Origin of the sequence: Weissella kandleri, from assembly GCF_001438705.1 — a bacterium.
In the GTDB taxonomy this organism is placed as follows: domain Bacteria; phylum Bacillota; class Bacilli; order Lactobacillales; family Lactobacillaceae; genus Weissella; species Weissella kandleri.
In genome coordinates this window covers 136,207-159,444 of the sequence record NZ_JQBP01000001.1, presented here as the reverse complement: position 1 = coordinate 159,444, position 23,238 = coordinate 136,207, and the positions used below count along the sequence as shown (strand labels likewise).

Sequence of the window (23,238 nt, the reverse complement as noted above, 5' to 3'; positions counted from 1 at the left end):
TTTTGGTTAAATTGTTATGGGATTCAAAATTGTCATTAACTTTTCACCCATCTTATTAGCAATAGCATCAGCATCATTAGCACTAGCATTTCCGTTAATATTAATATTCATATTGACTTCGATTTTTTTATTTCCGCCTGTATTAGCATTAAATGATTGCTTGGCTCCATTCGTTCCATTGGCATATCTAGGGAACATTTTCCGAGTACTATTCCCATCGAGTACCTGAGTACCTTGTGGAAGCACTGTGTGGACGTTTCGTTCATTAGGGAACAATCCCACTAGTCCACTAGGCAACATAAACGCCTCACGCCAATTAGCTCCTGGAGCATCATTAACCAAAGCAGCACCACCTGGATGTCCTCCGGCAGTAGTTCCGCTTGCATAGTGTGGCATGAATTTAGAAAAAGCGGATAATGCTCCTGATGTACCAGTAGCGCTTTTAGTCTCTTTTACATTAGCAGTTATAGTAATTGTCTTTGATTTCAAGTTGTCAATAGCTGTTTGGAGAGCTTTTACTTTACCAGAGGCCGTATCGGCCGAACTTCCAATTTTATCAAATGAACTTGCAACCTTACTCGTAGCCGACTTAGCAGCATTAACCATTCCGTTTAGGCTAGTCTTCAAAGAATTAGTTGCTTTATCAGCTCCACTTTTAACCGATGACGACCATTTGTTTGATCCAGACTTAATTGCTGAATCAACTTTGTTCATCTCGTTATTAACATTACTCGTTAATTTACTAAATGCGCTTTTAGCAGCATTACCAGCCTTAATTCCATTTTTTAGGGTATTGGTAATCTTTGTAGCACCAGATTTAGCGGCGCTATTAGCTTTATTCATTCCTGATTTGGTTGCTGAACTTAACTTATTCATTTCTTTTTTAAGGCCGTTGCTTGCACCTTTACCCAAATTCTTGAATGACTTATTGAAGCTTTTTGATGCGCTCTTAGCTGTTTTATTTGCCTTATTCAAAGAGGTTTTAGTTACCTTGGAAATTTTATCTAGATTCTTCTTAATCCCCTTTTCGGCGCCTTTTCCCATATTTTTAAATGACTTAGCAAACTTCTTAGATGCACTTTTAGCAGTCTTATTAGCTTTATTCAATGAAGTCTTGGTAACTTTTGAAATTTTATTCAAATTCTTTTTGATACCTTTTTCAGCACCCTTGCCTAAATTCTTAAATGCCTTACTGAATTTTTTGGATTCATTTTTAGCTGCCTTATTAGCTTTACTTAAAGCTGTTTTCGTAGATTTACCCAGTTTACCTAGATTTTTCTTAACACCTTTTTCTGCACCTTTACCAACATTTTTTAACGACTTACCAATGCCCTTAGCTCCATCACTAGCCTTCTTTTTAGCATTTTTAAAAGACTTACCAATATCTTTTCCCATTTTGCTTAGCCGTTTATTATTGGCGCTCTTCATCTTATCGTTTTGTTTAGTTACATCTTTAGAATTTTTATTAAAATCTTTTTTGAAATTTTTAAAACTCTTAGACATGCCTTTGGTACTTTTATCGATTTTCTTACGATTTTTATCGTGTTCTTTAACCGCTGAATCACTATCATAAATACCTTTTGATGCTTTTTTATTCTTTTTAAGAGATGATTTCTTACCTTTTTTACTAGAAGCTTTTTTCATTTTGGCTTCATCAGCTTTTTGTCTATTCTCTAATTCTTTAGACAGCGCTTGAATTTGTCCAACATCACCATTTTGAATTGCATCATTTAGTTTCAATAAGGCTTTTTGCTGTTTTGAACTAGTAGACTTACTTGCTTTACCCATGGTTTTATAAATAGACTTAGAATCGTTTTTACCGATTCCCATAGTACCGAGTGAATCAACAAATTGGTCTTTTTCGTAAGACGCTTGAGCCTTAGATTGCGCGTTTGCTATCTGGCTTGCTTTTGATGGCTTAGATGGTTTATCTTTACTTCCACCGAATAACGATCCTGCCCAGGAACCAACTTTATCTCCAACCCATTGTCCAGCCATTCCACCTGCTACAGTTCCTAACGGTCCAAGTAAAGAGCCTGCCGCACCACCAATAGTTGCACCGATTCCACCTCCAACAGCAGAACCAACACCTTTATGCCTGGCAAGTGACCCCGCTTTAGTTGAACTAAGCACATTCATAGTATCAAGTCCTGCCATAATAGTGTTTAAACCTGGCAATCCTTTACCTAGAAATTTAGTAGTTTTACCTAATGCTCCTCCAAATTTACCAACCATGCTACCAAATTTAGTTGCACTTACTGCCGTTCCAATGGACCCGATTTTTGAAAAACCTCTCCCAGTTACTCTACTAAACATTCCAGGCTTATTTCTTGTCAATCGACTATTGACAGTAGTTCCACCAATTTCTCGTGTAACTGGTATATCAAGTCCCTGTAACGCTTCACCTTTTTTACTGATTTTGCTCCAAATAGAACCATGCAGACGTTCTGTTCTAGTTCCTTTGAATTTACCGTTTGAATTTCCACCTAATAAGTCATTAGCTGATCCCGCAGCACTACCACCAGCAAATCTATCAACAGCAGCACTAAATGTACTTGTAGCTTTACTAAAAATTGAATCATTCTTTGGTGTATTTTTACCTAATCCAAGTAATTTGCTTAGTCCTGGAATCATTTTACCTAGGCCTTTGACGCCATCTTTTAACAGCCCTATGCTACCTTTAATACCCGAAAAAGCTAACTTAGCGGCTGCAACAGCACCGACTACTTTTCCGACCTCACCTACAAAATCGGATAATTTATCTTTCGCTCCTTTAGGAAGCGCGTCGCTTATCTTAGATCCAATATCACCTATAGTTTTTCCAAAACCTTCAACCAGCTTAAATACGTCCTTAGCTCCATCAAAAGCTCCTTTACCAAATTTCGAAGCGTATGGTGCGACCATTTTAATAAATCCACCTAATCCGTTCGCTACTGATGATAATGCTTTAGAAACTCCCTGAGCATTCTTTTCAATCGCTCCGGCATTAGTAAACATTTTGGATAGTCCACCAACTAAATCCTTAAAAGCTCCGCCTTTAGCGATATTGCTTCCAAAAGATTCCATAATTTTTGAAATCCAAGCACCACTTCCAGCTTTAGCCGATCGAAGCATTCCAGGCAAAGTTGAGTTATAACGCTCAGATGCTTTACCAATACCACCAGAATTACCATATTGATCAATAGCTTTGAACGCAGTTTGAGCGTCAACAGATTTCCAGTCCCAACCACCTTGCGCGTTTTTGCCCAAATCATGGCCGGTCTCTTTTTTATATTCTTGCCGAATCTTGCGACTGATTTTACCATCGAGCAGATTCAAACTTTTAGCAATTGTTCCGGACATATGACCAGTATCACCGATGTTACCAACTGCTGTCTTAAAGGATTCCATCTCACGCTGATTTAACGCATTAGCATCCTGAATGTTAAACATCCCCTTCAACATGCTATTAGTTTTACCGACATTCCCAGAATATGCTCCAGCATCAGATGAATAAATTTGCTTAGCGATAGAATTACCTTCCGCGAAGTCGTTACCAGCTTTCAACGATGTAGCAAATACCGCATCATTAGCACGTCGAGCCTGACCAGTTAATCGCTTACCAGTTATGTCGCCATGAGCATCTTGAATAGATGTAGCCCACATCGCTTGACCTTGCTGGCGTTGTTTTAATGTTTCCCAACCATTAGCAACGAGTTTCTTAGCGCCATCCATAGCACCCATTACAGCAGAAGCGCCTAGCATCCCCACTGAGAACATTGATGCTACTTCCTTAAATGAGTTACGTAACTTCTCGCCACCAGCACTTAGTTTTTCAACATTTTGCTGAGCACGCACACCAGTCTCATTTGACTGCTTAGCTACTGCTTCCATTTTTTTATATGCTTCAGTTACTTTATTAATTTCAGCAGCTTGCTTAGAATACTGGTCGCTGTTAGAAGATTTAGCTGTTGTATTGGCTTTCTCAGCCATAGAATGCATTTTTTCTATGGATGCAGTTGCTTTATTTGCTCCTTCAATGTAGCCGTTGAACATTGAAGAACCACCGAAACTACCAATACCAGATAAAGACTTTGCTTCGCCCTTGAGCTTCTCTAACAGCGAGTTAGCTCTCTCAAGTTGATCCAAACCGCTGACATGCAATTCTGTATTAATAGTTGTAGAATATCCCGCCAATTTTATCCTCCTTTCCCCATAAATGGCATCATTGTCATCTCTTGTTTTTTATCAGCCAGCCCGTTTAAATATTGCAATTCTTTCAAGCTAGCTGCATTAACTTCTTCTCTCGAAGCTATTCCCATAATTACTGGCCAATCAAAAAACCAGTTATCTTCAATAGCTTTTTTTAAATGAAGTTCATTTTTATATCCTTTAGTCGTTAAATTGTCCAAGAAATTCATCGGCCGCATCAATCAAATCGTTCATACCTGGCCGTTCATCGAAGTCGTCGATAGTTAAATTACGAGGCTCAACGACAACATGTTCCAATAGTAAGTCCGCGAAGGTTGTCCGAGACACAATTCCATTTGCCATACGCGAATTGTCCAAAATTTCCATAGTTGTCCGCATTCCTGGATATTGGAACTTATAATCCCATTCCTTGCCGTTCTTATCTGTATACTTCCAGTTCTCTTGCTTTCCATACTTGGTTTCTTGTGGAATTTGCAAGTTATTCGCTGCCTCCTTTGACTTAGCTGCGGCATTGTTCACCGCTTCGTTAGTAGCAGTTACGTTATTCATTGCTTCGTTATTTACATTTGCTTCATTCATTTTTTAAACCCTCCGTGGTTTGCAGGCATACAGCCTAGTAATTATTTTATGTGGACGATTCCACAAACATTGACTTGGGATTCGAACCCAAGCCAACAAAAAAAGCCCCGAAATTATCGAGACTTATAAACATCATTTCTTTTGCCGGTTTTAACTATCAATACAATGAATTCATCATCTTTAATATCAGCAATTATTCTATAGTTGCCTACACGATAGCGCCACAATGTATTGAAATTTCCTTCCAGTGCTTTTCCTAATAATCTAGGATTTTCCGAGCCTGAAATATGTTGTTCAAGCCATGTAACAATTCTTTTTTGAACCGGTTTATCAAGTTTACGAAATTCTTTCAATGCCTTCTTATCAAAGTTAACACTATACTTCATCTTCAGTGAAAACCTCGCGCATTACATCTTCCAATGGTACTGATTCGTTATGCTGATTTAAGACCTCAATTGCTGCCGTGTAATCATTCTCATCTTCTACACGTTCTAACAAAGTATCACGCATAAAATCGGATACTTTCATACCGTGAAAATTAGCCAATTCTTGAATTTCGTTGTATTGATCATCTGGAATACGAATGGTTGTCGTTGCCATATAAATCACCTCATTTCATTTGATGATTTCATTATAACACGACCGAATACAAATGTATTCACATTTCTACAAAGCAGTCACTTCCATAGACAATGCTTCTACAGTATACGTCCGCTTTGGTGTATCTTTTCCAAATGCACCATCCGCAGGCTTAGCAATAATGCACTGTGTACTTGATACCTTTTCAAGATCAGACTTAATTACAATTGGAAATACCTTCCGTGTATTCGCTAAATTATTCAAGAATTTATGCGACTTTGAATTACCGCTCAAATTAATAACAATATTTCCTAAGTGATTATTGTTTTTGGCCAAAGAAGGAACCCCTTGCGCGTCAACAGATGTCCGCACTTGTTCTTCTTTGAATGAATAGGTAATCATATCCGCATCTTGAAATCCTTGGATAACTACGCCATCGACCGTTAATGTAACGTCTTTCGCGTCATACATATTAATACCGCTGTCTGCCATATCTTTATTCCTCCTTAAATGTTATCGATCGTTCCATGGATAGTTACATCATGAATCGCACCGGCCCGTATATATTCAAACGATAATCCGTTATATTTACGAGATGCTACATCTGCATCTGACATTTGATCGCGAGACAATGCAGTTACAGTAAATTTACCCATACCAGTCTCAGAATCAATTAAAATGATTCCATTTTCAGTAGCGGTTCGTAATACCGTTGTTACCACAGCTTCAATTTGTCCAATTCCAGTGGCATCAAACGTAATTTTATCGTTGTCTTGCAACAACTTTTGAATCTCTGTCTCAAGTTCAGCGCGAATCCAGTCATCCGCATGTAATGCATCGATATAATCACCGCTTAACGTCAAACCTTCTGACGTTTGAGCCTTTCCAGCCTTAGTGACATATAAATTGACATGCGTGTCATCAGCTTGCTTTACCACTGCTCCTGAGACATTTAACGGCGTTGACCCTTGTAATCCTTTAAATTTCCAAGTCACAGAACCTGGCGTCTTATTACCAATTGCACCGACAAGCGCACCAATATTATATTTAGCGTCTTTATCAGTGCCGATAATCATCAATGTACGTGTATTCTCAATAAATGGAGCGTCCTTCAACGTCTTAAGCTTGGCAATTGTGTCCGCTGAGTCACCTTCAAATCCGCTACCACTCAAAACTAAGAATTTTCGCCCTAGGGCTTCGATACCGTTTGATAGCGCTGTAATATCGTTATCAATTCCTGGAATAATTGACGCAAATTCCCAATCATCACCACACACTAAGTCAAATTTTTTAGTTGTCTCGGATGCATCTAAGCTATTAGGCACACCATAAATGAACAACTTCTTCCCGTGTCCATTCTGCGCAAAGAAACCTTTAGCGATATCATCTGCTTCTGTTCCCAAGTCAATGCCTAAATCTCCGATTTCTTCGTAAGATGTCAACACAACATCATCTAATACAGTTTCCCCTTCGGAAACAGTTGACCCACCTCCAGGTTCAGTCCCTGCATCTGCCGGACCAACCACAAAAATTGCCATATTCCCTAAATTCAACGGGACTGTTGGCGTTTGTACATCTAAGACTACATGCACATCTAATAAATCACTTGCCATTTCAAATTCCTTTCATAAATAAAAAGCCCTCTATCAAAAAATAGACGACTTTATGTTTCATTAATTTCAACTGACCCTACTGTAGGGATATCATCCCCAAATGGGTCCCGTAACCTCAAACGCATATCAAAGCCAACCATAAATTTATCATTGTCTTTGTTTTGGATAGATCTGATGTTAGTAGGCATCACTTCCGCGATAATAATTTCCCTTTGTCGTAAAATATCACGAGCGCTGTCAGAATACATTAATTTACGTAATGTTTCTGCTAAATTAAGTGCTTGAAGCTTAGTATATGAAAACAATGTAAAGCTAACTACTGCTTCAAATATTTCATGCTCATTTATATCATGGTCATCGTAAATATTAATATGCGGGCTAATAATATCGAAAATGACAAACGGCGGTTCAGGTTGTTGACCGACACCCCCAGCTTCAATCATAGTCAATCGTTGCTGCTCGCTAATAATATTAGCAAATGATTTATATAAAACACTGTAATCAAACGTCTCTTCCATCAAGACCTCCTTCCCGAGTTAATTCGTACTGAACGACATTAGAGTAATCCAAGTATAACTGTTTTCTTGTAATCTTCCAGGGGACGTTATTATGAATTACTTTAGTCCCTAAATTATAGTCATGCTCCGAAAACCATGCAGCTTTATCAGTCAATTGCTCCCCGGAATCGTTACTTTCCAGTATTCCTGCCAACATTGACCCGACTATTTCAAAAGTTAAAAATGGTTCATTCAATTCAACCGAATTAGTAGAGCTTTCCTGCCACACACCATCAATCCACTGTCCCTCATTCTTGCCCTCGAGGACTGTCAAAGGAACGCCAAACATTTGGATCAATGAGTCCATATCCAAATAAAATGCCATAATCAATACTCCTTGTGTGTAATCGAAGCGCGCATATCGCCGGTGTCAATCAATGGACGGCTTGAGCCCTTACGTCTAATTGTTGAAGCGGATAATGCTGCAAAATTACCGGCATCAATTGTCGCTTTAATATCATCTGCCATCTTTTGGCCAAGCTTTAATCCAACTGCTTGTCCACTAATTGAACCTCTAAACACTTCAACCATATCCCGTCCTACTTGACGACTCCACTCAGATTCATGCTCATATTGGCTATTGCGTAAGAATGGACGAGCCGGAATACCTCTGCTAGTTCCATATTCGTTCCACATAGCTTTCTTTTCGGCAAAACCACCGAACACTCCAGCTTCCACCTTTTTGCCCTCTACGGACTTCATACGCGAAATAATTTCATTTAAATCAAAGTTGCTTTCAACCGTTGTATTAAAACCTATTTCCATATCGCTTACCTAAATAAAAGTAACCTTATTTTTACCATGGTCCGTCAGCGTATTTAACAAATTATTATATTGGTTTAAGTAATCACTTTTAAACGAATCATTTTTATAAGTAACTTCCATAACAGCCAGTTTTTGCTTCACTACATTGCTATTTTTACTATTAACTACACTGGCATAATGGGCTGCTAAATAACTAGCTGCAATCACTAACATCGGGCCTTTAAATCCATCTTCCTGCGCGACTAGAATTGCGTCATTGGCCAATGTAGTTAACGTTTCATCGTTCAAACTGTCGAATTGAGGCGCAACAATCTTAATCCGCCTAACTACTTCTAATACACTAGCCATGGCTACACCAATCTAAGCTTGCGACCAATTCGAACAACATTTGAAGTCATTGCGTTTAGCTTTTTAATTTTAGCCACTGATGTCCCAAACTTATTAGCAATTGAAACTAATGTATCACCTTCGACAACCGTATAATAATTTTCTTCTGGAATGTTGTTCTTAGGTCCGTCTTGACCACCGCCCATAATAATATCAGACCAACTATCACCCTCAGGTTTCATTGGTACATCTGGAACTGTCGGCTCATCTGGTACATCAATGATTGGATCAGTTATATCAGGCTTCACACCCACTACTGGAGTATGAGTATCAATATTGTCTTGGGGAGTGTTATTATCTCCTTCCGATGGTCCTTCTTCGCCAGTCCCTTCTTCTGTTGGGACCAGCTTCAATAATTCGCTCTTATTTGCTGAATTTGGATACTCAATCTTCAGCTTATCAAGAACGTCCTTGATGTCATTAACCGTGCTTTTTTCACTCAATTGAGCCATTTTAAGCCTCCTTACTTCAAAACAGTTGCTTGGAAAATATTATCAGCTTGTGCCAAAGTTGGAACTACCATCGCAGAAGCCTTAACAACTGTCCGAATTGGGTCATGCAACTCTTCATACATATCTGTATAAACATTACCAACTTCAGAAGAAGTTACATCACCAGCAGCTACGGCTCGTGATTCTTCCGGAGTCAATCCATAGACAGTTTCTCCAACAATTCCATCAGCGAACATAGCGAATCCATTATCATCAACATAACTATGAGATTCTAACTTCCCATTAGATCCTACTTCGTTATACTTTCCGTTGTATGCGCGCAAAACTGGCAACCCATTTGATGTCATAAACGCATCTAAGTCTGACTGCATAACTGTCCGACCATTGTTAGACCCGAAAATATTGGCAATTACATTGGGGTTCTTACGCAATGCAGCCAAAGCCTTAGCTGACAATACAGCACGAGTTGGAGCTACATCTACCAATTGAGCCCAACTCATAATTGTCTCGATTGGATCAATGCTCTCATCAGAAAAATCAGCCGTTCCTTGATGTGCTTTATTGATTTGATAATCGACCTTATAAGCATTACCGTCAGCACCCTTTACATTGATTTTACCCTTCATCAACGCTTGCATACGCATATTTTCAGCCATTGCTTCAATAGACCGAATCAAATTACCAGTGTCGTTATAAACCTCATTTTGGATATATGATTGTTCTTCTGGCGTTCGTGGCGTCCGCAGCTTAACCAAGTCATCTTCTTTTAAAACCATCTTACGCTTGACAAAGAATGGTTCTTGCTCAGTGACCTTTGCTGTACGTGAACCAATTTCAGCTTCTGTATCAAAAGCATGGACATGAGCAATCGTTGGAGTTGTTGTTCCTGATGTCAAAATCTTAATATCATTTGACTGTGCCTTACGACTTGGAAACAATGAAGCACCTAACAAATTGGTAGGTTGAATTGCTTTTGTATAATCTAAAATGTCTTGATGTGGAAATAATTCAAAAATATCACTCATTATTTAACTCCTTCTTTTGATTTCTTGATGGGTTCTGATGGCTTGTCTTCAGTCTTAGTTCCTTCTTCACCCCGGAACTTAATTCCAGAAGCCTTTAACGCCACCTTATCGGCGTCTGATAGTTCGACTGGTAAATTACCAGCGATAACCCAACCTTCATACATAACTGAAATTGGCATTGGATCTTCTGCAGTCGCTTTAACATCATTAACAACCAAACCTACAACTGCACCGTTCTTCTTAAACGCTTCACCACTTTGCATATCATTGACCGCTTGTTCAGTGAACGCTTGCATATGCGAAGAAGCTAACCAATTAATTTGGTCAACTGTTTTTGTCTTAAACTTCATCTCTTATCCTCCTATTTTTTGATGCCAAAGAAATCATCGGCCACATCAGCATTATTTTGCTGATTTACCCGTTCAGCAGCTAATGCTCCAAATGATTTGCTTTGACCTCCATTACCTGTACCAATTTTCGGCGTTGAACCCTTAAGCGTTTCTTGACGTTTAGCCTCAGCCTTGTCTTCAACTAACTTTACAAACTCTTCCACAGCTTCTTGAGTAGCATCAGCATCTTCACGCACAACAAACTTCAAAGTAGCTTCATCAGCCACGACACCCTTATCTGCCAATAAACTTGAAGCCGCATTCACCATATTTAAGTGATTAAGTTCTTGCTTCAATGTTTCTTTTTCGGCATTAGCTTCTTCTAAAGCTTCGTTTTGCTTTTGTTGATCGTGTTCTTGCTTTTGAGCATCGGTCATCTTAGATAACTTCGCATTCTCTTCTGCTTCTGCCTGCCACTGCTCCTTAGCCTTAGCTACCGCTTGGTTAATTGCATCTTGATTCTTAGCCGTCTCTCGCTCTAAGCGTTTCCCGATTAACTCATCAACCTTGCTTTGCTGGTCCTCCGTAAAGGTGACTTCGCTCTCAACTGTTTGTTCATTTATTGCACTACCTGATTCTTCAGCCATATACTTTCCTCCGTTTAATGCTCGTCAGCAATGAATTTCCTTGCACCTTTTTAAGCCATGAGCACGTTTTGGGCATAATAAAAGCGCTTAGTAACAATGTACTAAACGCTTATTAATCTAAAATTTTTACGTTGGATACTTCACGAATGTTATAAGCTTTTGCAACTTTTGAACCTTTTAAAGTAAAAGAAGACTCAATTCGCTCATCTGGATCTTCATCATATTCATCAGCTTCATCAAAATAATAATTAACTACACCGGTAATGGTCTTCCCATTATACTCAAATGATATTTTATTGTGATTTAACGTCAATTGCTCCCAATTAATCATCAATGTAACCTCCCAATTTATTTTAGTGTCGGAACTATATGATATCCGCCTTTTTTACGACTATAATGAACTGTAAATTTATTCGTTAACATCTTAGAACCATCCTTAAAAACAACATACCCAATATAACGGTTTGTTGTAACAATAGCCCTAACATTACCGTTTCCAAATTCTGCCCAGTCAGCATTCCATTTGTACTTATTATACAACGTTTCAATCGACGTGTAATCAAACTTATTCTTAGTTCCTGGAACTTTTTTGTACATATCGGGCAACAGATAACTTCGCCCAGGAATAAAGTCACTTGACTCTGGAATATGCTTATTTTGAGCTTCAATAACCTTCTGTGGAATATCAGATATTATGTCATACTTATCAAGCCATGCCTCTATTTCTGCATTTAATTCTGCAGTTGCATTGTCATCATCTTCCTTATCACGATTAGTATCATCTTCTTGTTCTCTAAAAGCGCCAGCAATCAGACCAGATACCAATGCTGGTTCTTCAACTAATACGAATGTGCAGCGACAATTATAGTGAATAGGAATAATCGCTCTAGCTTCTTCCAAAGTATATTCTTGGCCAAGATATGGAATACATTTCTCGCAAGCACCAAATTCATTGATTAACGTTACCTTGGGGTTATCTAGCCGTTCCCATGCATCAAGCTTAGCTTCTCTATCAGCGACTGCCGAATAGGTTTTAATGTTACGAATGGCGGAGCTACGAAATGAGCGCAAATACCACCACAAGCCCATAAAACCACCAACCATTTCACCTAACCGTTTGTGCTTTTCGGCGTCATCTTTTTCCTGCTGATTTTTATGGTCTTTAACATAGGCGCTTAATTCAGCTTCAAAGTCACTATCTGAATAATCTTCGTAGTCCATCTAGCCACCTACAATCTTTTGCCATTCTTGGCTACTAACGCCTTGTTTAACCGCTTCATTTAGCTCCAATGATAAATTAGCCACAGTTAAGTCAAAGCTCTTCCAAAAAGCCTGCTCTGGCTTTAAATCATTAAAGCTAATTTTGGAAAGACGTTTTGCAACATCAGACTTTAATCCTCGCTGTTGCCCACCCTGTCGCTGACACTCATCAGTAAACTGCTTGGATAGCTCTTCAGTAAACATTTGATATAGGTACATCCCCGTAGGTAGCAACAACAATCCCACCATTGATTGAATATACATTTCCATATCTGCCAAACCTAAGCTTACATACGCTAATTTACGTTTATTTACCTGCTTTTCATTAATTTTGTGAATAGGCTTAACCCACTGCTTCAACTTAGATATATCACTCGTTTTAGGAGCTGTTTTTAAAATGTTTGTATTCATATAACCGTCAATACTGTGGCCAACAAAAAAAGCGCTTAGTTCAGCGCTAATTGAAGGTTCATATTGTTCAATGATATCTGATACCTGTTTATCAAGCTCAACATCGTGTTTTTGTGTATTTAATAAATGAATCTTTTCTTCTAATAACGTCATACTAACTACTCCTTGTCAGAAGTATTGTTGTCGCTGCTCTCCGTCTGTTTTATCATATCCAACATATTTTCCGCTTTACCACTTTGGTCATTCTTCTTTGCTTCAATTACAGCATCTGGGTCATCAACAATCGATAATGCAGAAAGGGCCGTGTGCTCATCAGTGACATCTAACAGCGTTTTAGCTGTATTAGCTTCATCTTGAACATTATGCGGAATCGTTCGCTTAAATGTCATACTGATATTCTTTTCAGCTCCTGGAGCGTATGGAAGCGTGGCCCCTACTTGAAATGCAAGCTTGAAAACCTGTTTCAGTGCTGTCTTAAATTTACGTTCCTTCATACCTGCAGCATTAGACATTGACTGAAGCTTAAACTCAAGTGCCGTTCCTGACGCATTACCAAACACCTCATCATTAAAATTAGCACTGTTTGATTTTGAATAAATAAAATCGATTGCGCGTTCTAAGAAATGCTCCTGAATATTATCGGCATCGGGCTTATTTAAGAAATCGATATCAACTCCACCGCCTTCACCAGAAACACTTTTAACATTTAATAGACGTTTATCAATCATTGCCTCAACGTCTTCTTGCTTAATAGCAGCATTCACGATCTTCATAATTGTATTAGCAAAGTAGTCAATATCATTATTTTTATTGCTAAATGCTTGCTCAACTGAATCAATCAGTGATATTACTTGTTCAAATAACCCTTGCCGTTCAACAGATGCATAAAATTCCACCAATGGGACGTCTTGAAATACATTATCAATTGCATCTCCCATAATAATTTCCCCGGACGTATTACCTGTAAACTCAAAACATTGCGTTTTAGTATAAAGAACTCCACGCACTGTCCCGTTTCGCTTAATTTGATTGTAATAGATTCCAAATAATTTATTTTTATTAATGCTGGTATCGTAAACGATGAATGACTGCCTAGGATCAATAGGCTTAACTAAAGTGCTAGCATCCTCATCTTGGTATAACAACACGTTAGCTCGTCCGAAAATATCGACCTGCTTGGCTAACTCGGCTACTGTGTCAGACAACATATTAATATTTACAAAGTCGGCGATTCGCTTATCAATTTCATTATTGCTGACACCATTTTCATCATAATCAAATTTAACTGGTGTTCCAGCAAAATATCCCACTTCATTATCAACAATTTCTTTCGCAAAATTAATAATAATTCGATTATCCGGCTTACCTTTCGACTTGCTTTGCTTATTTAAAATTGAGTGCTTACCTAAGTAATAACGCATCAATTTATTGAAGCGTCTTACAACATTACGTGAATGTACGCTAATTAATTCTCCTAGCTCTTTCTCGTCTATAATTTCATCGCTTTGTTGATCAAAATAGAATACATCGTTTTCGTCGGCCAACAACTTATCATCTCTAAATTTTAATACCATCAAAAAATACCTTCCAAAATCTGAACTTTGTTATTTTCGGCGAATTGATTATGAATAGCATACCTAGCAGCATCCATTGAGTGATCATTCTCTTTAATAGGCTTTCCACTACGCTCGTCCCATACATAATCAAATACTTCTTTGGCAAATTCTTGAGCATTATCCTTAACTACGAATAGCTTATCTAGCTTAATGCGCTGAGCCACATCTTCAACACCTTTCAGAATGCGTTTATCGGCATTACGAGCATCTAAGCCTTCTTCAATAAACCTATCAACGTGCTCAGGACGAGCTGAATCAGACCAAAATACAAGCTTGCCATATTTACTTTCATAGCCCTTTGCAATGTCTACCCAATAATCAATTTCTCGGTGCTGCTTAGCTTGTTCATCTAACAAATATACAGCTCCGTTATTATCCTCACCCCAGACTTGTATTACACCTTTGTGCTCATATCCCCAGTCAACGCCAGCAAAATAATTCACTATTGGTGGAATGTCATCAATTTTTACGAAGTTTTTAGATTCATCAAAATCGCGATAAACAGCTCCTTCGCTATTAACCCAACGTCCGAGAATTTTGCGATCATAAAACATCCCGCTAGGAGTTTCAGCTTTTAGCGATTTAACATAGTCATCTGACAAAAAAGTATTATCATCTAAAACAAATTGGATACTCTTTATCCGGGCATCTGGATCTTTATTATCAATGTAATCTGTCTTTAACCAATGTGTTGGAGTATCTGGATTAGTATCAACAAAAATATGTGCGTTTGGTTTAGACACACGGCTTAAAATTTCATCAAATACAGCACGATTAGCTAATGAAGCCTCATTGATGTAGGCCCCATAAGCTGTCATACCACGGATAGAACCAACCCCACGCTCTGAATTAGTATAAGTAACGACAATTTGTACCCCAAACAGCATGAAATTACCGTGACGGTCAAATTTAGCCTCCCACCCATATTTATTAGTCAATTCATTCAAGACGTTGTTTTGAAGTGTGGAACTTGAATAACCAGCTAATATATATTGAGGACGCCTACCACGTTCCTGTTGAGGTAAACGGCTAATTCTCAAGACATCAGCTACAAAGGCATCATTATTGACAACAGTTTTACCTGTGCGCACAGCTCCGTGAAGTATTAACATCCGAAAATCCCCATCAAATGCTACATGTAAAGCTTCGCGTTGCTTTAATGTATATGCATTTTTAAGCGTCTCTATCATTGTCTTCTCCCTTCATCAACAAATCCATCACGTTGGTCAATCCGGTTTCAATATCGTCTTGTTTTGCTGTTATTTGTTCCAACTTAGCCTCTGCTATATTTGCATCAGTTATTGTCTTTCGGACCTTAGCATCATCAACACCAAGCAATAGATCCAAAAGCTTTTCCTGCGCCCTAGTCTTATCAAACAGTTCAACAATCGGGCCGTCTTTTCCGACGGTCACTTTTTTAATTAACGACGTATCAACTTGATCACCCGGAACTAACTGAACGTAAGATTTGTGATGAATCACTGGATTGCCATCAACATCCAAAACGTTGCCGTTTTCATCGGTTTTATATTCATCGTGACTTCCGATAATCACATAATCACCAATATCAGCAAATGCTTGCTTGGCCAATTGTGCAATCAAATCATTTTCATCAACTGCAACGTCCTTAAATCGAGCTGCTTTGATACGTTTGATAGCTTTTTGAATACTAACATTTACTAACATCCTTGGGCCGCTTGCATTAGCAGTATTGTAGTCAACTTTATATGCATCCATGTAGGCCTGAGTTGCATTAAATGACTTCAAATACCGCACTACAAACAGGTTCTGCTTATCCGTAAGTCCGTATTCATCTAGCTCATCAATCACATCATTAACGTTATTTTTGGTTGCAACCTTTTGCGACTTAGCTGCAACTTTTTTTGCGACCTTTTTGCTTTTGGTTGCGACCTTTTCTTTGCCCCATTTTCGAGATTTCCAAGATTTTACAGCACTTAATGAAACATCATATTTAGCGGCTATGTCTTTTTGCTTCATTCCAGCTAAATAATCATTCTCTGCCTGTTCCCATTTATCTGTCATGTCATATCACCACCACCTTTCTTCTTAGCTTCTTGCTATCGCTTCTTCTCTTTATCCAATCGACCAATTATCTGATCTTCTAATCGTCTATAATCTTTGCTCATTCCTTCCACACTTTAATTAGTTCTTTAATCATCATTTCAATAACCATCACAACCATATAAAACAAAAATAGAACCGCCCCAAACAAAAGCAGTCCCATTACTGTCAAACCTAATACACATATAATGTTAAATAGCATGTTTTTTTCTCCTACAAAAAAACGCCTAACATTTGTTAGACGCCCATATATCTAATTAAATCTATTTGTAATTAAAATTCTCTTGAAATATATATGACATTATTTTGAATTAGTACATCATAATAAAAATCTTTCTTTTTAGAATAATACCTATATTTATGAATACCATTTTCAGAAACATCTTCCGACGTAACATCGTCTTCAACAAAATCAGCAATATGTTCTGAGAAAAATTCACTATCTAATTCTAAATTTGTATGACTAGGTAAAGTTAATTCAACTTGATGAATAATGCCAGAATCGGGCAAAACTAAATAACTGATATCTCTTTCTTCATCCTTATAGGATGAAGCATTATATTTTTTTAATCCATTTGTATCAATTATTCCATTTACAGCATTTCTCTTTAACGAATGAGTCTTAGTAAAGAGCAAATCTAACATCATCTGAACAATACTCTCAGCATTGAATTTTACAAATCTAGCCTCTATTTTATTGACTGGAATAGTTCGTCTTTCTGGACCATGAGCTGAATCAGTATCATTTCTCATATTTCCAATTGCATCAATTATATCTATAACTTGTTTAGTCATTTTAATGACATTTTCACTATTGGCTAGTTCATTGTTAAATATTTTCAATGTCATTACTGATAATTCATGTAGTTTAGGTTGTCTTTTTAAATCTTCAGAAACACTATTTCCTTTAATTATCCCATATACATATTTGAATGTGGATTCAATCATCGAACGAGCGTAACTAACAGTTTCATCATATCTTTCATCATTAAAAGAGTCGTTCATTTTATAATAAATATCATCTACAGGAACGACTGGAAAGCTATCTATATATATTTCTGGTTTTTGATGTTCTATTATTTTTTTCATACACACCTCCAAAGATGAATTATAACAAAAAACGCCTAACAAATATTAGACGCTAATATTCTTTAAATGTAAAATTGGATATGGCTTATCAAACCCATCTTTTTCACTTCTTGAATCTATCTCAAATCCCTGCTTCAAATAAAATTTTAATGCATTTTCATTTTGCTCATTAACGTCGATACTGTTAATGTTTCTATTCATTTTCAGCCAATCTATAATTCGAGTTCCATAATGTTTACCAATAAATTGTGGGTCCAAAAATAGCATTACTAACTCTTGACCGTCTACACCACTAAATCCAATCAACGCTTCATCGTCATACCATAACATCAATTCAACTTCCTCAAAAAAATTAGGAATAATATTTTGATAGAAATCTTTATCTTCCTCTGATAGAAAATGATGAGTAGCCTTAACTGACCGATCCCATATATCAATTACATTTGTATAATCAACTTTTTCAGCAATTCTATTATTTAACATAACCTACCTCCAAAGATAGATTATAACAAAAAGCAACAACCTAAGTCATTGCTTCAATATGATAAACATCATATACCGCTAAAAAATATCGGAGTAATAATACAAAATCTAATATCCTATTAAATATACCTTATTGACATCACTTAATTAAGTCATATACATCTTTGCCTGCCTCTGTTAGAACTTCTTGTATCATAATTTGATATTCAGGCGTTCCTGTAATATTTCCTGCACTTGTAAAACATAACCCATTTGCTTCTAATTCTTTGATTGCTAACCCTAAAGACATTTTTGAAATATTGTTAAACTTTCCACTCTTTAATAACTCCTGAGCGATATACTCACTATGGTCACCGCTCAATACTCCACCAGAAATGAAACCCCCACCTTTCGGCAATTTCATAATCGGCCAGTAAATAGTATTTCTTTGCAGTACCAAAAGTGCCAGTGGTGATAGTTTGGCAATCATAGAAAGTACAACTCTCTTATCTGAAAAGTGTTCCTTTAAATCATCATCATCACTTATATTTCTTAAAACGTTTGCTAAAACATCTAATGTATCATTATCTGCTGGTGAACCATTAAGTATTTAAGTTAATTTTGAATATAATGTCAGTCCATATGGATCTGTAATTAATTCAATAATATGTTGTAACGCCTTTTCGTGATCATCTGATTTTTGCACGTAAGAAGCAATTACCAAAGATTTTTTCATATCAGCTATATTTTGTCCTAGTTTATCACCAGTTTCAATTACATCAAAAATGAGACTCCCTAAATCTCCATTTAGTATATTCAACACAGATTCTCGACCTTTATCTTTTAATGTATCAATCATAGCTTCCGTTTGCTCATCAGCAGTTAATTTTCGCTGCCTCATTCTTTCCTCAAGTGTTTTTTATCAGCCTTTAATATTGATTCTGGATTATTTATCATCTCTAACAAACCTTCTCTATTCATAGCTTTCATCCTCCAATACATACATAGTACAAAAAGATAGCTATAAATACTAGGTACATTGGAAATGGGTAAATTTATCATTGCTTTAACATAGTAGGTAAGGATTTGCACCTTACATGATTTTGGATTTTAAATCTATCTTAGTATTCGTGGGCTATTTCAACCTGCCTAAAGATATGCGTCTACCTATTCCGCCACTACTATAACATTAACTAAGAAACATCTAATATTTAGTGAAAATTATCTTACCTAATCTTTCTAAATATTTTTAATTCTTAGCATTGAAACTAGTTACAACATTTTTGTATGCAGGGAAATGTGACTGAACCAATTGACCAAATCCTTCAACATCATTACGCCAATCACGGTGTAATTCACTAGCTACTGAGAACCAGCTCATAACCTGAACACCCGCGCTAGTCATACGATTAAGAGCGTCACGAGCAATTTTATCTTCATAACTTCCTGATGCACCCGCTACAACGAAAACTTCATAACCTGCATTAATAGCTGACAAAGCAACAAAAGCTACACATACATCCGTAACCACACCAGAAATAATTAATTGCTTTTTCTGAGTATCCTCAACAGCCTTAACGAAGTCAGGATTATCCCACGCATTAATTTCTCCAGGGCGCTCAATCTTCGGAGCATTAGGTAGATTTTCTGAAATATATGACATAAGCGGTCCATTTGGTCCACTTTCCATACTTGTAGATAAAACAGTTGGTAATTTAAAGTAATTCGCAATGTCTACCATTGCTTCAACATTTTGTTGATATTCATCAACACCAAAATCACGAACGAATCCTGAGATCAAACCAGTTTGATGATCAACCATCAAAACGGCTGCATTATTTTTATCCAAACGATTATACAAGTCCATACTATTAACCTTCCTGATTAAAAAATCACCTAAATAACAACTATTTTTGAAACCTGACCAGCATGCGGTTTCATAACCAATTTCTATTTTTAAAATAACTTTAGAATTGGCTTGCTTTTGTCGACCTGGTACTAGTACATAGTGGTTAATCGTTGCAACTTACAAGAATTTTATAATCTATCAATACATTAATTGAACAAGATCAACTCCTGCATTTACCACTATTTAATCGAATAAAAAAGCAATGATTCGACGCCTTGAATCACTGCTTCAATATTAATTATTCGATAATACAAATTTAACACCTTTTTTTAGACAAAAACGGACATCATTTAATCTAAATAAATATAATTTCATGTATTAATAAATTTATCTATTTCATCATTCATAAAAGCTCTTATTTTTGCTAAACTATTTCCTTTAATTTTAAAAGCACTTCTTTCAATAATGTCTTCATAAATTTGTTTTGAATTTGAATCATATAATTTTATAATATTATTCTGAACATTTTTACCGTTTTTATCCTTTGCTTTTATAATAGACACATTATTACTACGTAATATATCACTAATCTCTATTAACTCTCCATTTTCATCCAAAGGCTGAAAACTTTTATCAGAATCGCCTTTTAAGGTTGTTCTAGTCATATTATTAGCATTATTTCTTTGATTATCTGTGGTATGTTCTTCGAATCTAGCATAATGATCTCTATTTGCAAACAAATTACCATCATAAAGCGGGGTTACAAAATTTTCCCAAGCAGAATACTCTTTTATCAACATAACTAAATCACAATATATTTTACCGTCGTCTGTTGATGACACCCAAATAATATATTTAATACCATTCCAATATTTTCTATTCCAAGGTTTCTTGCAATATGAATTCAAAAAATTTTTATTCCAAACAAACGGATCTTGATTCCCTTTTAAATCGTCTGCAAAAATTTTCCATTTACGCAATTTTCCAAAATCATTAACACCAGCCAATTTTCGTAAATCATTTCGATTAAGTTCATCTAAGTCAACTAAAAATTCTGTTCTCTTGGGATGTGGAAATATATAACCTGTTAACTCTTCTGTAGCCATATCGATACCTTTCATTTTTTAAAATAAAAAATCAACAACCCTATAGACATTGCTATTAATTTAGGGTGAGATTTCAAAAAAATTTGGAATCATTTATTTAACGCGTGATTTATATTAAATAGATATGTCCTATATGTAACTTTAAAATTAGCATTTAAATTATTCCGAAATATTAATATACTTATATTATTTATAGGCCGAACCACCAATAATCATATTTATCGAACATTATCCGAATACCATTATTTCTTAAAGAATTAAAGTAATCGTGATAATAATTACTTTTTACTTTTTCTACACCATTTTCGTCTTTATACTTTCTATGTAACCAATATGATGAGTTTAATAAAGTAGCAAATTCGATCGGAATATTAGGTTCTTTATCTTCTTGATTAAAAATTTCCTGGTATATTATTCTCTTAGCGTTAAATCCAAAAAGTTTCTCATCGACTGAACCGGGACCTGTCTGAAACTTTTTTTCAACGATAAATACCGTCCCTCTCTCTAAGTTAAAAAAAGCTTCATCTGGTTCCCAAGTTTTAGAATGTATGTTCTCTAAATTGTATATTTCCCTCAAAACATTATAAAATTGTTTCTTTTTTGTTATAATTCCAATTTTTTTATCTTCATCTTTGCGATAAACATCCCATATGTTTTTATTTTTCTTAAACACTGATTTAAATGATTTCGGAAAAATATGTTCTTTTATTTCATATTTGTCTGATAAATCATCATTAATTTTACTAACTAAATCTGTAGAATTTTCAAATGTTAGTCCATTCAAATTGGTTTTTTCACCACCAGAACCACCCTTTATCATAAATACCACCCTCTTAATTTTATTTTAATTAAAAGTATTATATATCTGTAATTAAAAATCAATACTTTTAAAATTTAGTAATTCAAAATAAAAAAGCTATACATCAAAAAAACTTGAATAGTATAGCTTTTTATATAATTTGTTCCAAAACCCAACTAATCCAGTTTTTAACTGTACTAGTTCTACGACTAGCAGTGGACTCTGAACCTACGCTTGGAGAATATTGTAAAAGTGTTTTTTTAATATATTCATTATCGAACTCACCACCACTATTTAAAGTGTTTTCGAAAACTAAATTAAATATTTTATGTGATAAAACCAATTCTATTATTTTTTTATTTCTAGAATTATTGTTAGACATTTTAGATATTATTTTACCAATTCCAGTTAATTCGAACTTATGATTATTTCTAAAAGCTAGTCCTAAATATACAAGGGCATTACCATAATAATCACCTTGTCTTTTATCAAATCCATAATTAATTGCTAAATTTTCACCGTTTTGGGGAGAACCTAAATATTTGAGTATATCTAAAATCCTTGTAAAATTGTCAGCCTGTGGGAATGGTATATTATTCGGTTCATCATTATTTGGGCTGTTTTTACTAATATACTTTACATCATCTAAATGAATTTCTAAATTTTCATCAATAATAAAATTGAGTTGCTTAACCTTCTTTATACTACTGTAATTATTTATATCTTTAAACTCAAATATATGAAATCCATATATATCATCAGCATGCGTAAAATAGATTGGTAGTACTTTTTTTCTTGTATTTAAATTATTATATCCCACGTACGGATAATAAAGTTGTCTAATCATAAAATCTTCTGGTATTCTATTTTTCGCTTCAATAACAGCAAGATTACTTATATTTTCATAACCAGCATCAATTTCAACTTGAGAATTTCCTACTTCAAATTCAAAACTATCCCCCATTCCACCTAATAAATCAATATTATATTTAAAATCTCCTGACTTTAATCTACCTGTTATAGTATCAACAGCATCAGGCTCTCCCACATTTGTTCCCATAACTTGATCTATCATACCAGTCATTTGAGCTAAATTTAACGCGACCGATTCCGAAGTAACAGAGAATTTATCAAACGATCTAACCCAGTCTGGTTTTGAAACATTAATTGGCTTTAGCTCTTGATAATTCAACGATTCATAAGCTTTAAATTTACCAATAACATAAGTACCTCTACTATTTGGCAATATTGATAATTGATTTTTCCGAAATAATTCAGGCCTGCTTTTTGACCAATCAAATTTAGTCATCAGCCTAGGCTCTCTAAATTCTTTAATATCATCGGCTGATATTTCAAAAATATTGTTACTCTCAATTTCACTTAATATATTATATTTATCAAATAATTTTTCCCAGGATTCATCTAATTTGCTTGACATTA

29 protein-coding genes are annotated in these 23,238 nt (G+C 35.9%); all 29 read right to left on the bottom strand.

Features of this window, described 5'->3' with window-relative positions:
• Window positions 1–6: 6 nt before the first annotated feature.
• The 29 genes from IV73_RS00860 to IV73_RS00720 all read right to left on the bottom strand — a co-directional run bounded on the left by IV73_RS00860 (window position 7) and on the right by IV73_RS00720 (window position 23,236).
• Window positions 7–4,176 (bottom strand): hypothetical protein, encoded by a 4,170-nt coding sequence (locus tag IV73_RS00860; RefSeq protein WP_057753463.1) that lies wholly within the window; start codon window positions 4,174–4,176, stop codon window positions 7–9.
• Between the two features lie 2 nt (window positions 4,177–4,178).
• A complete protein-coding gene (locus IV73_RS00855; RefSeq protein ID WP_057753460.1) occupies window positions 4,179–4,400 on the bottom strand; it encodes a hypothetical protein in 222 nt (73 codons plus the stop codon).
• Window positions 4,372–4,770, bottom strand: a complete 399-nt coding sequence (locus IV73_RS00850; protein WP_057753457.1) for a hypothetical protein — start codon at window positions 4,768–4,770, stop codon at window positions 4,372–4,374. Before IV73_RS00850 ends, IV73_RS00855 begins: the two co-directional genes overlap by 29 nt.
• 113 nt (window positions 4,771–4,883) lie before the next feature.
• Window positions 4,884–5,156, bottom strand: a complete 273-nt coding sequence (locus IV73_RS00845) for a type II toxin-antitoxin system RelE family toxin (RefSeq protein ID WP_057753454.1) — start codon at window positions 5,154–5,156, stop codon at window positions 4,884–4,886.
• Window positions 5,146–5,370 (bottom strand): type II toxin-antitoxin system RelB family antitoxin, encoded by a 225-nt coding sequence (gene relB / locus IV73_RS00840; protein WP_057753451.1) that lies wholly within the window; start codon window positions 5,368–5,370, stop codon window positions 5,146–5,148. Before relB ends, IV73_RS00845 begins: the two co-directional genes overlap by 11 nt.
• 66 nt (window positions 5,371–5,436) lie before the next feature.
• Window positions 5,437–5,841, bottom strand: coding sequence for a phage structural protein (locus IV73_RS00835; RefSeq protein ID WP_057753449.1), 405 nt, complete (start codon window positions 5,839–5,841; stop codon window positions 5,437–5,439).
• Between the two features lie 14 nt (window positions 5,842–5,855).
• The gene (locus IV73_RS00830) at window positions 5,856–6,962 is read right to left on the bottom strand and encodes a DUF3383 family protein (RefSeq protein WP_057753446.1); all 1,107 of its coding nucleotides are present in this window, start codon (window positions 6,960–6,962) and stop codon (window positions 5,856–5,858) included.
• A gap of 50 nt (window positions 6,963–7,012) precedes the next feature.
• A complete protein-coding gene (locus tag IV73_RS00825) occupies window positions 7,013–7,480 on the bottom strand; it encodes a phage neck terminator protein (protein ID WP_057753444.1) in 468 nt (155 codons plus the stop codon).
• Window positions 7,464–7,844: a hypothetical protein gene (locus tag IV73_RS00820; RefSeq protein ID WP_057753442.1), complete on the bottom strand. Its 381-nt coding sequence runs from the start codon at window positions 7,842–7,844 to the stop codon at window positions 7,464–7,466. Before IV73_RS00820 ends, IV73_RS00825 begins: the two co-directional genes overlap by 17 nt.
• Window positions 7,845–7,846: 2 nt before the next feature.
• Window positions 7,847–8,284: a hypothetical protein gene (locus IV73_RS00815; RefSeq protein ID WP_057753440.1), complete on the bottom strand. Its 438-nt coding sequence runs from the start codon at window positions 8,282–8,284 to the stop codon at window positions 7,847–7,849.
• A 9-nt stretch (window positions 8,285–8,293) separates the two neighbouring features.
• The gene (locus IV73_RS00810) at window positions 8,294–8,632 is read right to left on the bottom strand and encodes a DUF4054 domain-containing protein (protein WP_057753438.1); all 339 of its coding nucleotides are present in this window, start codon (window positions 8,630–8,632) and stop codon (window positions 8,294–8,296) included.
• 2 nt (window positions 8,633–8,634) lie between these two features.
• Entirely contained in the window at window positions 8,635–9,123 is a 489-nt protein-coding gene (locus tag IV73_RS00805) for a LysM peptidoglycan-binding domain-containing protein (RefSeq protein ID WP_057753436.1), read from the bottom strand.
• A gap of 11 nt (window positions 9,124–9,134) precedes the next feature.
• Window positions 9,135–10,148, bottom strand: a complete 1,014-nt coding sequence (locus IV73_RS00800; RefSeq protein ID WP_057753434.1) for a major capsid protein — start codon at window positions 10,146–10,148, stop codon at window positions 9,135–9,137.
• Window positions 10,148–10,498, bottom strand: coding sequence for a hypothetical protein (locus IV73_RS00795; protein WP_057753432.1), 351 nt, complete (start codon window positions 10,496–10,498; stop codon window positions 10,148–10,150). The genes IV73_RS00800 and IV73_RS00795 overlap by 1 nt, the downstream gene beginning before the upstream one ends.
• 11 nt (window positions 10,499–10,509) lie before the next feature.
• A complete protein-coding gene (locus tag IV73_RS00790; RefSeq protein ID WP_057753430.1) occupies window positions 10,510–11,124 on the bottom strand; it encodes a capsid assembly scaffolding protein Gp46 family protein in 615 nt (204 codons plus the stop codon).
• A gap of 112 nt (window positions 11,125–11,236) precedes the next feature.
• Entirely contained in the window at window positions 11,237–11,455 is a 219-nt protein-coding gene (locus IV73_RS00785; protein WP_057753428.1) for a hypothetical protein, read from the bottom strand.
• 17 nt (window positions 11,456–11,472) lie between these two features.
• Complete coding sequence (locus tag IV73_RS00780; protein ID WP_057753425.1) at window positions 11,473–12,345, bottom strand: polymorphic toxin type 50 domain-containing protein; 873 nt, start codon at window positions 12,343–12,345, stop codon at window positions 11,473–11,475.
• The gene (locus IV73_RS00775) at window positions 12,346–12,948 is read right to left on the bottom strand and encodes a hypothetical protein (protein ID WP_057753423.1); all 603 of its coding nucleotides are present in this window, start codon (window positions 12,946–12,948) and stop codon (window positions 12,346–12,348) included.
• A 5-nt stretch (window positions 12,949–12,953) separates the two neighbouring features.
• Window positions 12,954–14,369 (bottom strand): phage portal protein, encoded by a 1,416-nt coding sequence (locus IV73_RS00770; RefSeq protein ID WP_057753421.1) that lies wholly within the window; start codon window positions 14,367–14,369, stop codon window positions 12,954–12,956.
• On the bottom strand, window positions 14,369–15,601 hold the full coding sequence (locus IV73_RS00765) for a PBSX family phage terminase large subunit (RefSeq protein WP_057753419.1): 1,233 nt from the start codon (window positions 15,599–15,601) through the stop codon (window positions 14,369–14,371). Before IV73_RS00765 ends, IV73_RS00770 begins: the two co-directional genes overlap by 1 nt.
• On the bottom strand, window positions 15,585–16,454 hold the full coding sequence (locus tag IV73_RS00760; RefSeq protein ID WP_083485516.1) for a terminase small subunit: 870 nt from the start codon (window positions 16,452–16,454) through the stop codon (window positions 15,585–15,587). The genes IV73_RS00765 and IV73_RS00760 overlap by 17 nt, the downstream gene beginning before the upstream one ends.
• Window positions 16,455–16,766: 312 nt before the next feature.
• A complete protein-coding gene (locus IV73_RS00755) occupies window positions 16,767–17,582 on the bottom strand; it encodes an abortive infection family protein (RefSeq protein ID WP_057753417.1) in 816 nt (271 codons plus the stop codon).
• 45 nt (window positions 17,583–17,627) lie between these two features.
• A complete protein-coding gene (locus tag IV73_RS00750; protein ID WP_057753414.1) occupies window positions 17,628–18,065 on the bottom strand; it encodes a GNAT family N-acetyltransferase in 438 nt (145 codons plus the stop codon).
• Window positions 18,066–18,204: 139 nt separating this feature from the next.
• The gene (locus IV73_RS00745; RefSeq protein ID WP_057753412.1) at window positions 18,205–18,534 is read right to left on the bottom strand and encodes a hypothetical protein; all 330 of its coding nucleotides are present in this window, start codon (window positions 18,532–18,534) and stop codon (window positions 18,205–18,207) included.
• Window positions 18,535–18,654: 120 nt separating this feature from the next.
• Window positions 18,655–18,945: a hypothetical protein gene (locus IV73_RS00740; RefSeq protein ID WP_057753411.1), complete on the bottom strand. Its 291-nt coding sequence runs from the start codon at window positions 18,943–18,945 to the stop codon at window positions 18,655–18,657.
• Between the two features lie 348 nt (window positions 18,946–19,293).
• The gene (gene ycaC / locus IV73_RS00735) at window positions 19,294–19,911 is read right to left on the bottom strand and encodes an isochorismate family cysteine hydrolase YcaC (protein ID WP_057753408.1); all 618 of its coding nucleotides are present in this window, start codon (window positions 19,909–19,911) and stop codon (window positions 19,294–19,296) included.
• Window positions 19,912–20,264: 353 nt separating this feature from the next.
• A complete protein-coding gene (locus IV73_RS00730) occupies window positions 20,265–20,999 on the bottom strand; it encodes a hypothetical protein (RefSeq protein WP_157049520.1) in 735 nt (244 codons plus the stop codon).
• A gap of 190 nt (window positions 21,000–21,189) precedes the next feature.
• A complete protein-coding gene (locus IV73_RS06590) occupies window positions 21,190–21,819 on the bottom strand; it encodes a hypothetical protein (protein WP_057753403.1) in 630 nt (209 codons plus the stop codon).
• A 130-nt stretch (window positions 21,820–21,949) separates the two neighbouring features.
• A complete protein-coding gene (locus IV73_RS00720) occupies window positions 21,950–23,236 on the bottom strand; it encodes a type II restriction enzyme (RefSeq protein ID WP_057753402.1) in 1,287 nt (428 codons plus the stop codon).
• Window positions 23,237–23,238 lie beyond the last annotated feature (2 nt).

Bases quoted from the DNA above. Each gene is read 5' to 3' on its own strand.
- IV73_RS00795 (WP_057753432.1), bottom strand. From the start codon at position 10,498: ATGAAGTTTAAGACAAAAACAGTTGACCAAATTAATTGGTTAGCTTCT.
- IV73_RS00800 (WP_057753434.1), bottom strand. From the start codon at position 10,148: ATGAGTGATATTTTTGAATTATTTCCACATCAAGACATTTTAGATTAT.
- IV73_RS00815 (WP_057753440.1), bottom strand. From the start codon at position 8,284: ATGGAAATAGGTTTTAATACAACGGTTGAAAGCAACTTTGATTTAAAT.
- IV73_RS00785 (WP_057753428.1), bottom strand. From the start codon at position 11,455: ATGATTAATTGGGAGCAATTGACGTTAAATCACAATAAAATATCATTT.
- IV73_RS00770 (WP_057753421.1), bottom strand. From the start codon at position 14,369: ATGGTATTAAAATTTAGAGATGATAAGTTGTTGGCCGACGAAAACGAT.
- ycaC (WP_057753408.1), bottom strand. From the start codon at position 19,911: ATGGACTTGTATAATCGTTTGGATAAAAATAATGCAGCCGTTTTGATG.
- IV73_RS00730 (WP_157049520.1), bottom strand. From the start codon at position 20,999: ATGGCTACAGAAGAGTTAACAGGTTATATATTTCCACATCCCAAGAGA.
- IV73_RS06590 (WP_057753403.1), bottom strand. From the start codon at position 21,819: ATGATAAAGGGTGGTTCTGGTGGTGAAAAAACCAATTTGAATGGACTA.
- IV73_RS00790 (WP_057753430.1), bottom strand. From the start codon at position 11,124: ATGGCTGAAGAATCAGGTAGTGCAATAAATGAACAAACAGTTGAGAGC.
- IV73_RS00720 (WP_057753402.1), bottom strand. From the start codon at position 23,236: ATGTCAAGCAAATTAGATGAATCCTGGGAAAAATTATTTGATAAATAT.
- IV73_RS00810 (WP_057753438.1), bottom strand. From the start codon at position 8,632: ATGGCTAGTGTATTAGAAGTAGTTAGGCGGATTAAGATTGTTGCGCCT.
- IV73_RS00740 (WP_057753411.1), bottom strand. From the start codon at position 18,945: ATGAGGCAGCGAAAATTAACTGCTGATGAGCAAACGGAAGCTATGATT.
- IV73_RS00780 (WP_057753425.1), bottom strand. From the start codon at position 12,345: ATGGACTACGAAGATTATTCAGATAGTGACTTTGAAGCTGAATTAAGC.
- IV73_RS00755 (WP_057753417.1), bottom strand. From the start codon at position 17,582: ATGAAAAAAATAATAGAACATCAAAAACCAGAAATATATATAGATAGC.
- IV73_RS00845 (WP_057753454.1), bottom strand. From the start codon at position 5,156: ATGAAGTATAGTGTTAACTTTGATAAGAAGGCATTGAAAGAATTTCGT.
- IV73_RS00855 (WP_057753460.1), bottom strand. From the start codon at position 4,400: ATGAATTTCTTGGACAATTTAACGACTAAAGGATATAAAAATGAACTT.
- IV73_RS00745 (WP_057753412.1), bottom strand. From the start codon at position 18,534: ATGATTGCCAAACTATCACCACTGGCACTTTTGGTACTGCAAAGAAAT.
- IV73_RS00850 (WP_057753457.1), bottom strand. From the start codon at position 4,770: ATGAATGAAGCAAATGTAAATAACGAAGCAATGAATAACGTAACTGCT.
- IV73_RS00760 (WP_083485516.1), bottom strand. From the start codon at position 16,454: ATGACAGATAAATGGGAACAGGCAGAGAATGATTATTTAGCTGGAATG.
- IV73_RS00750 (WP_057753414.1), bottom strand. From the start codon at position 18,065: ATGTTAAATAATAGAATTGCTGAAAAAGTTGATTATACAAATGTAATT.
- IV73_RS00805 (WP_057753436.1), bottom strand. From the start codon at position 9,123: ATGGCTCAATTGAGTGAAAAAAGCACGGTTAATGACATCAAGGACGTT.
- IV73_RS00825 (WP_057753444.1), bottom strand. From the start codon at position 7,480: ATGGAAGAGACGTTTGATTACAGTGTTTTATATAAATCATTTGCTAAT.
- IV73_RS00835 (WP_057753449.1), bottom strand. From the start codon at position 5,841: ATGGCAGACAGCGGTATTAATATGTATGACGCGAAAGACGTTACATTA.
- relB (WP_057753451.1), bottom strand. From the start codon at position 5,370: ATGGCAACGACAACCATTCGTATTCCAGATGATCAATACAACGAAATT.
- IV73_RS00820 (WP_057753442.1), bottom strand. From the start codon at position 7,844: ATGGCATTTTATTTGGATATGGACTCATTGATCCAAATGTTTGGCGTT.
- IV73_RS00765 (WP_057753419.1), bottom strand. From the start codon at position 15,601: ATGATAGAGACGCTTAAAAATGCATATACATTAAAGCAACGCGAAGCT.
- IV73_RS00830 (WP_057753446.1), bottom strand. From the start codon at position 6,962: ATGGCAAGTGATTTATTAGATGTGCATGTAGTCTTAGATGTACAAACG.
- IV73_RS00775 (WP_057753423.1), bottom strand. From the start codon at position 12,948: ATGACGTTATTAGAAGAAAAGATTCATTTATTAAATACACAAAAACAC.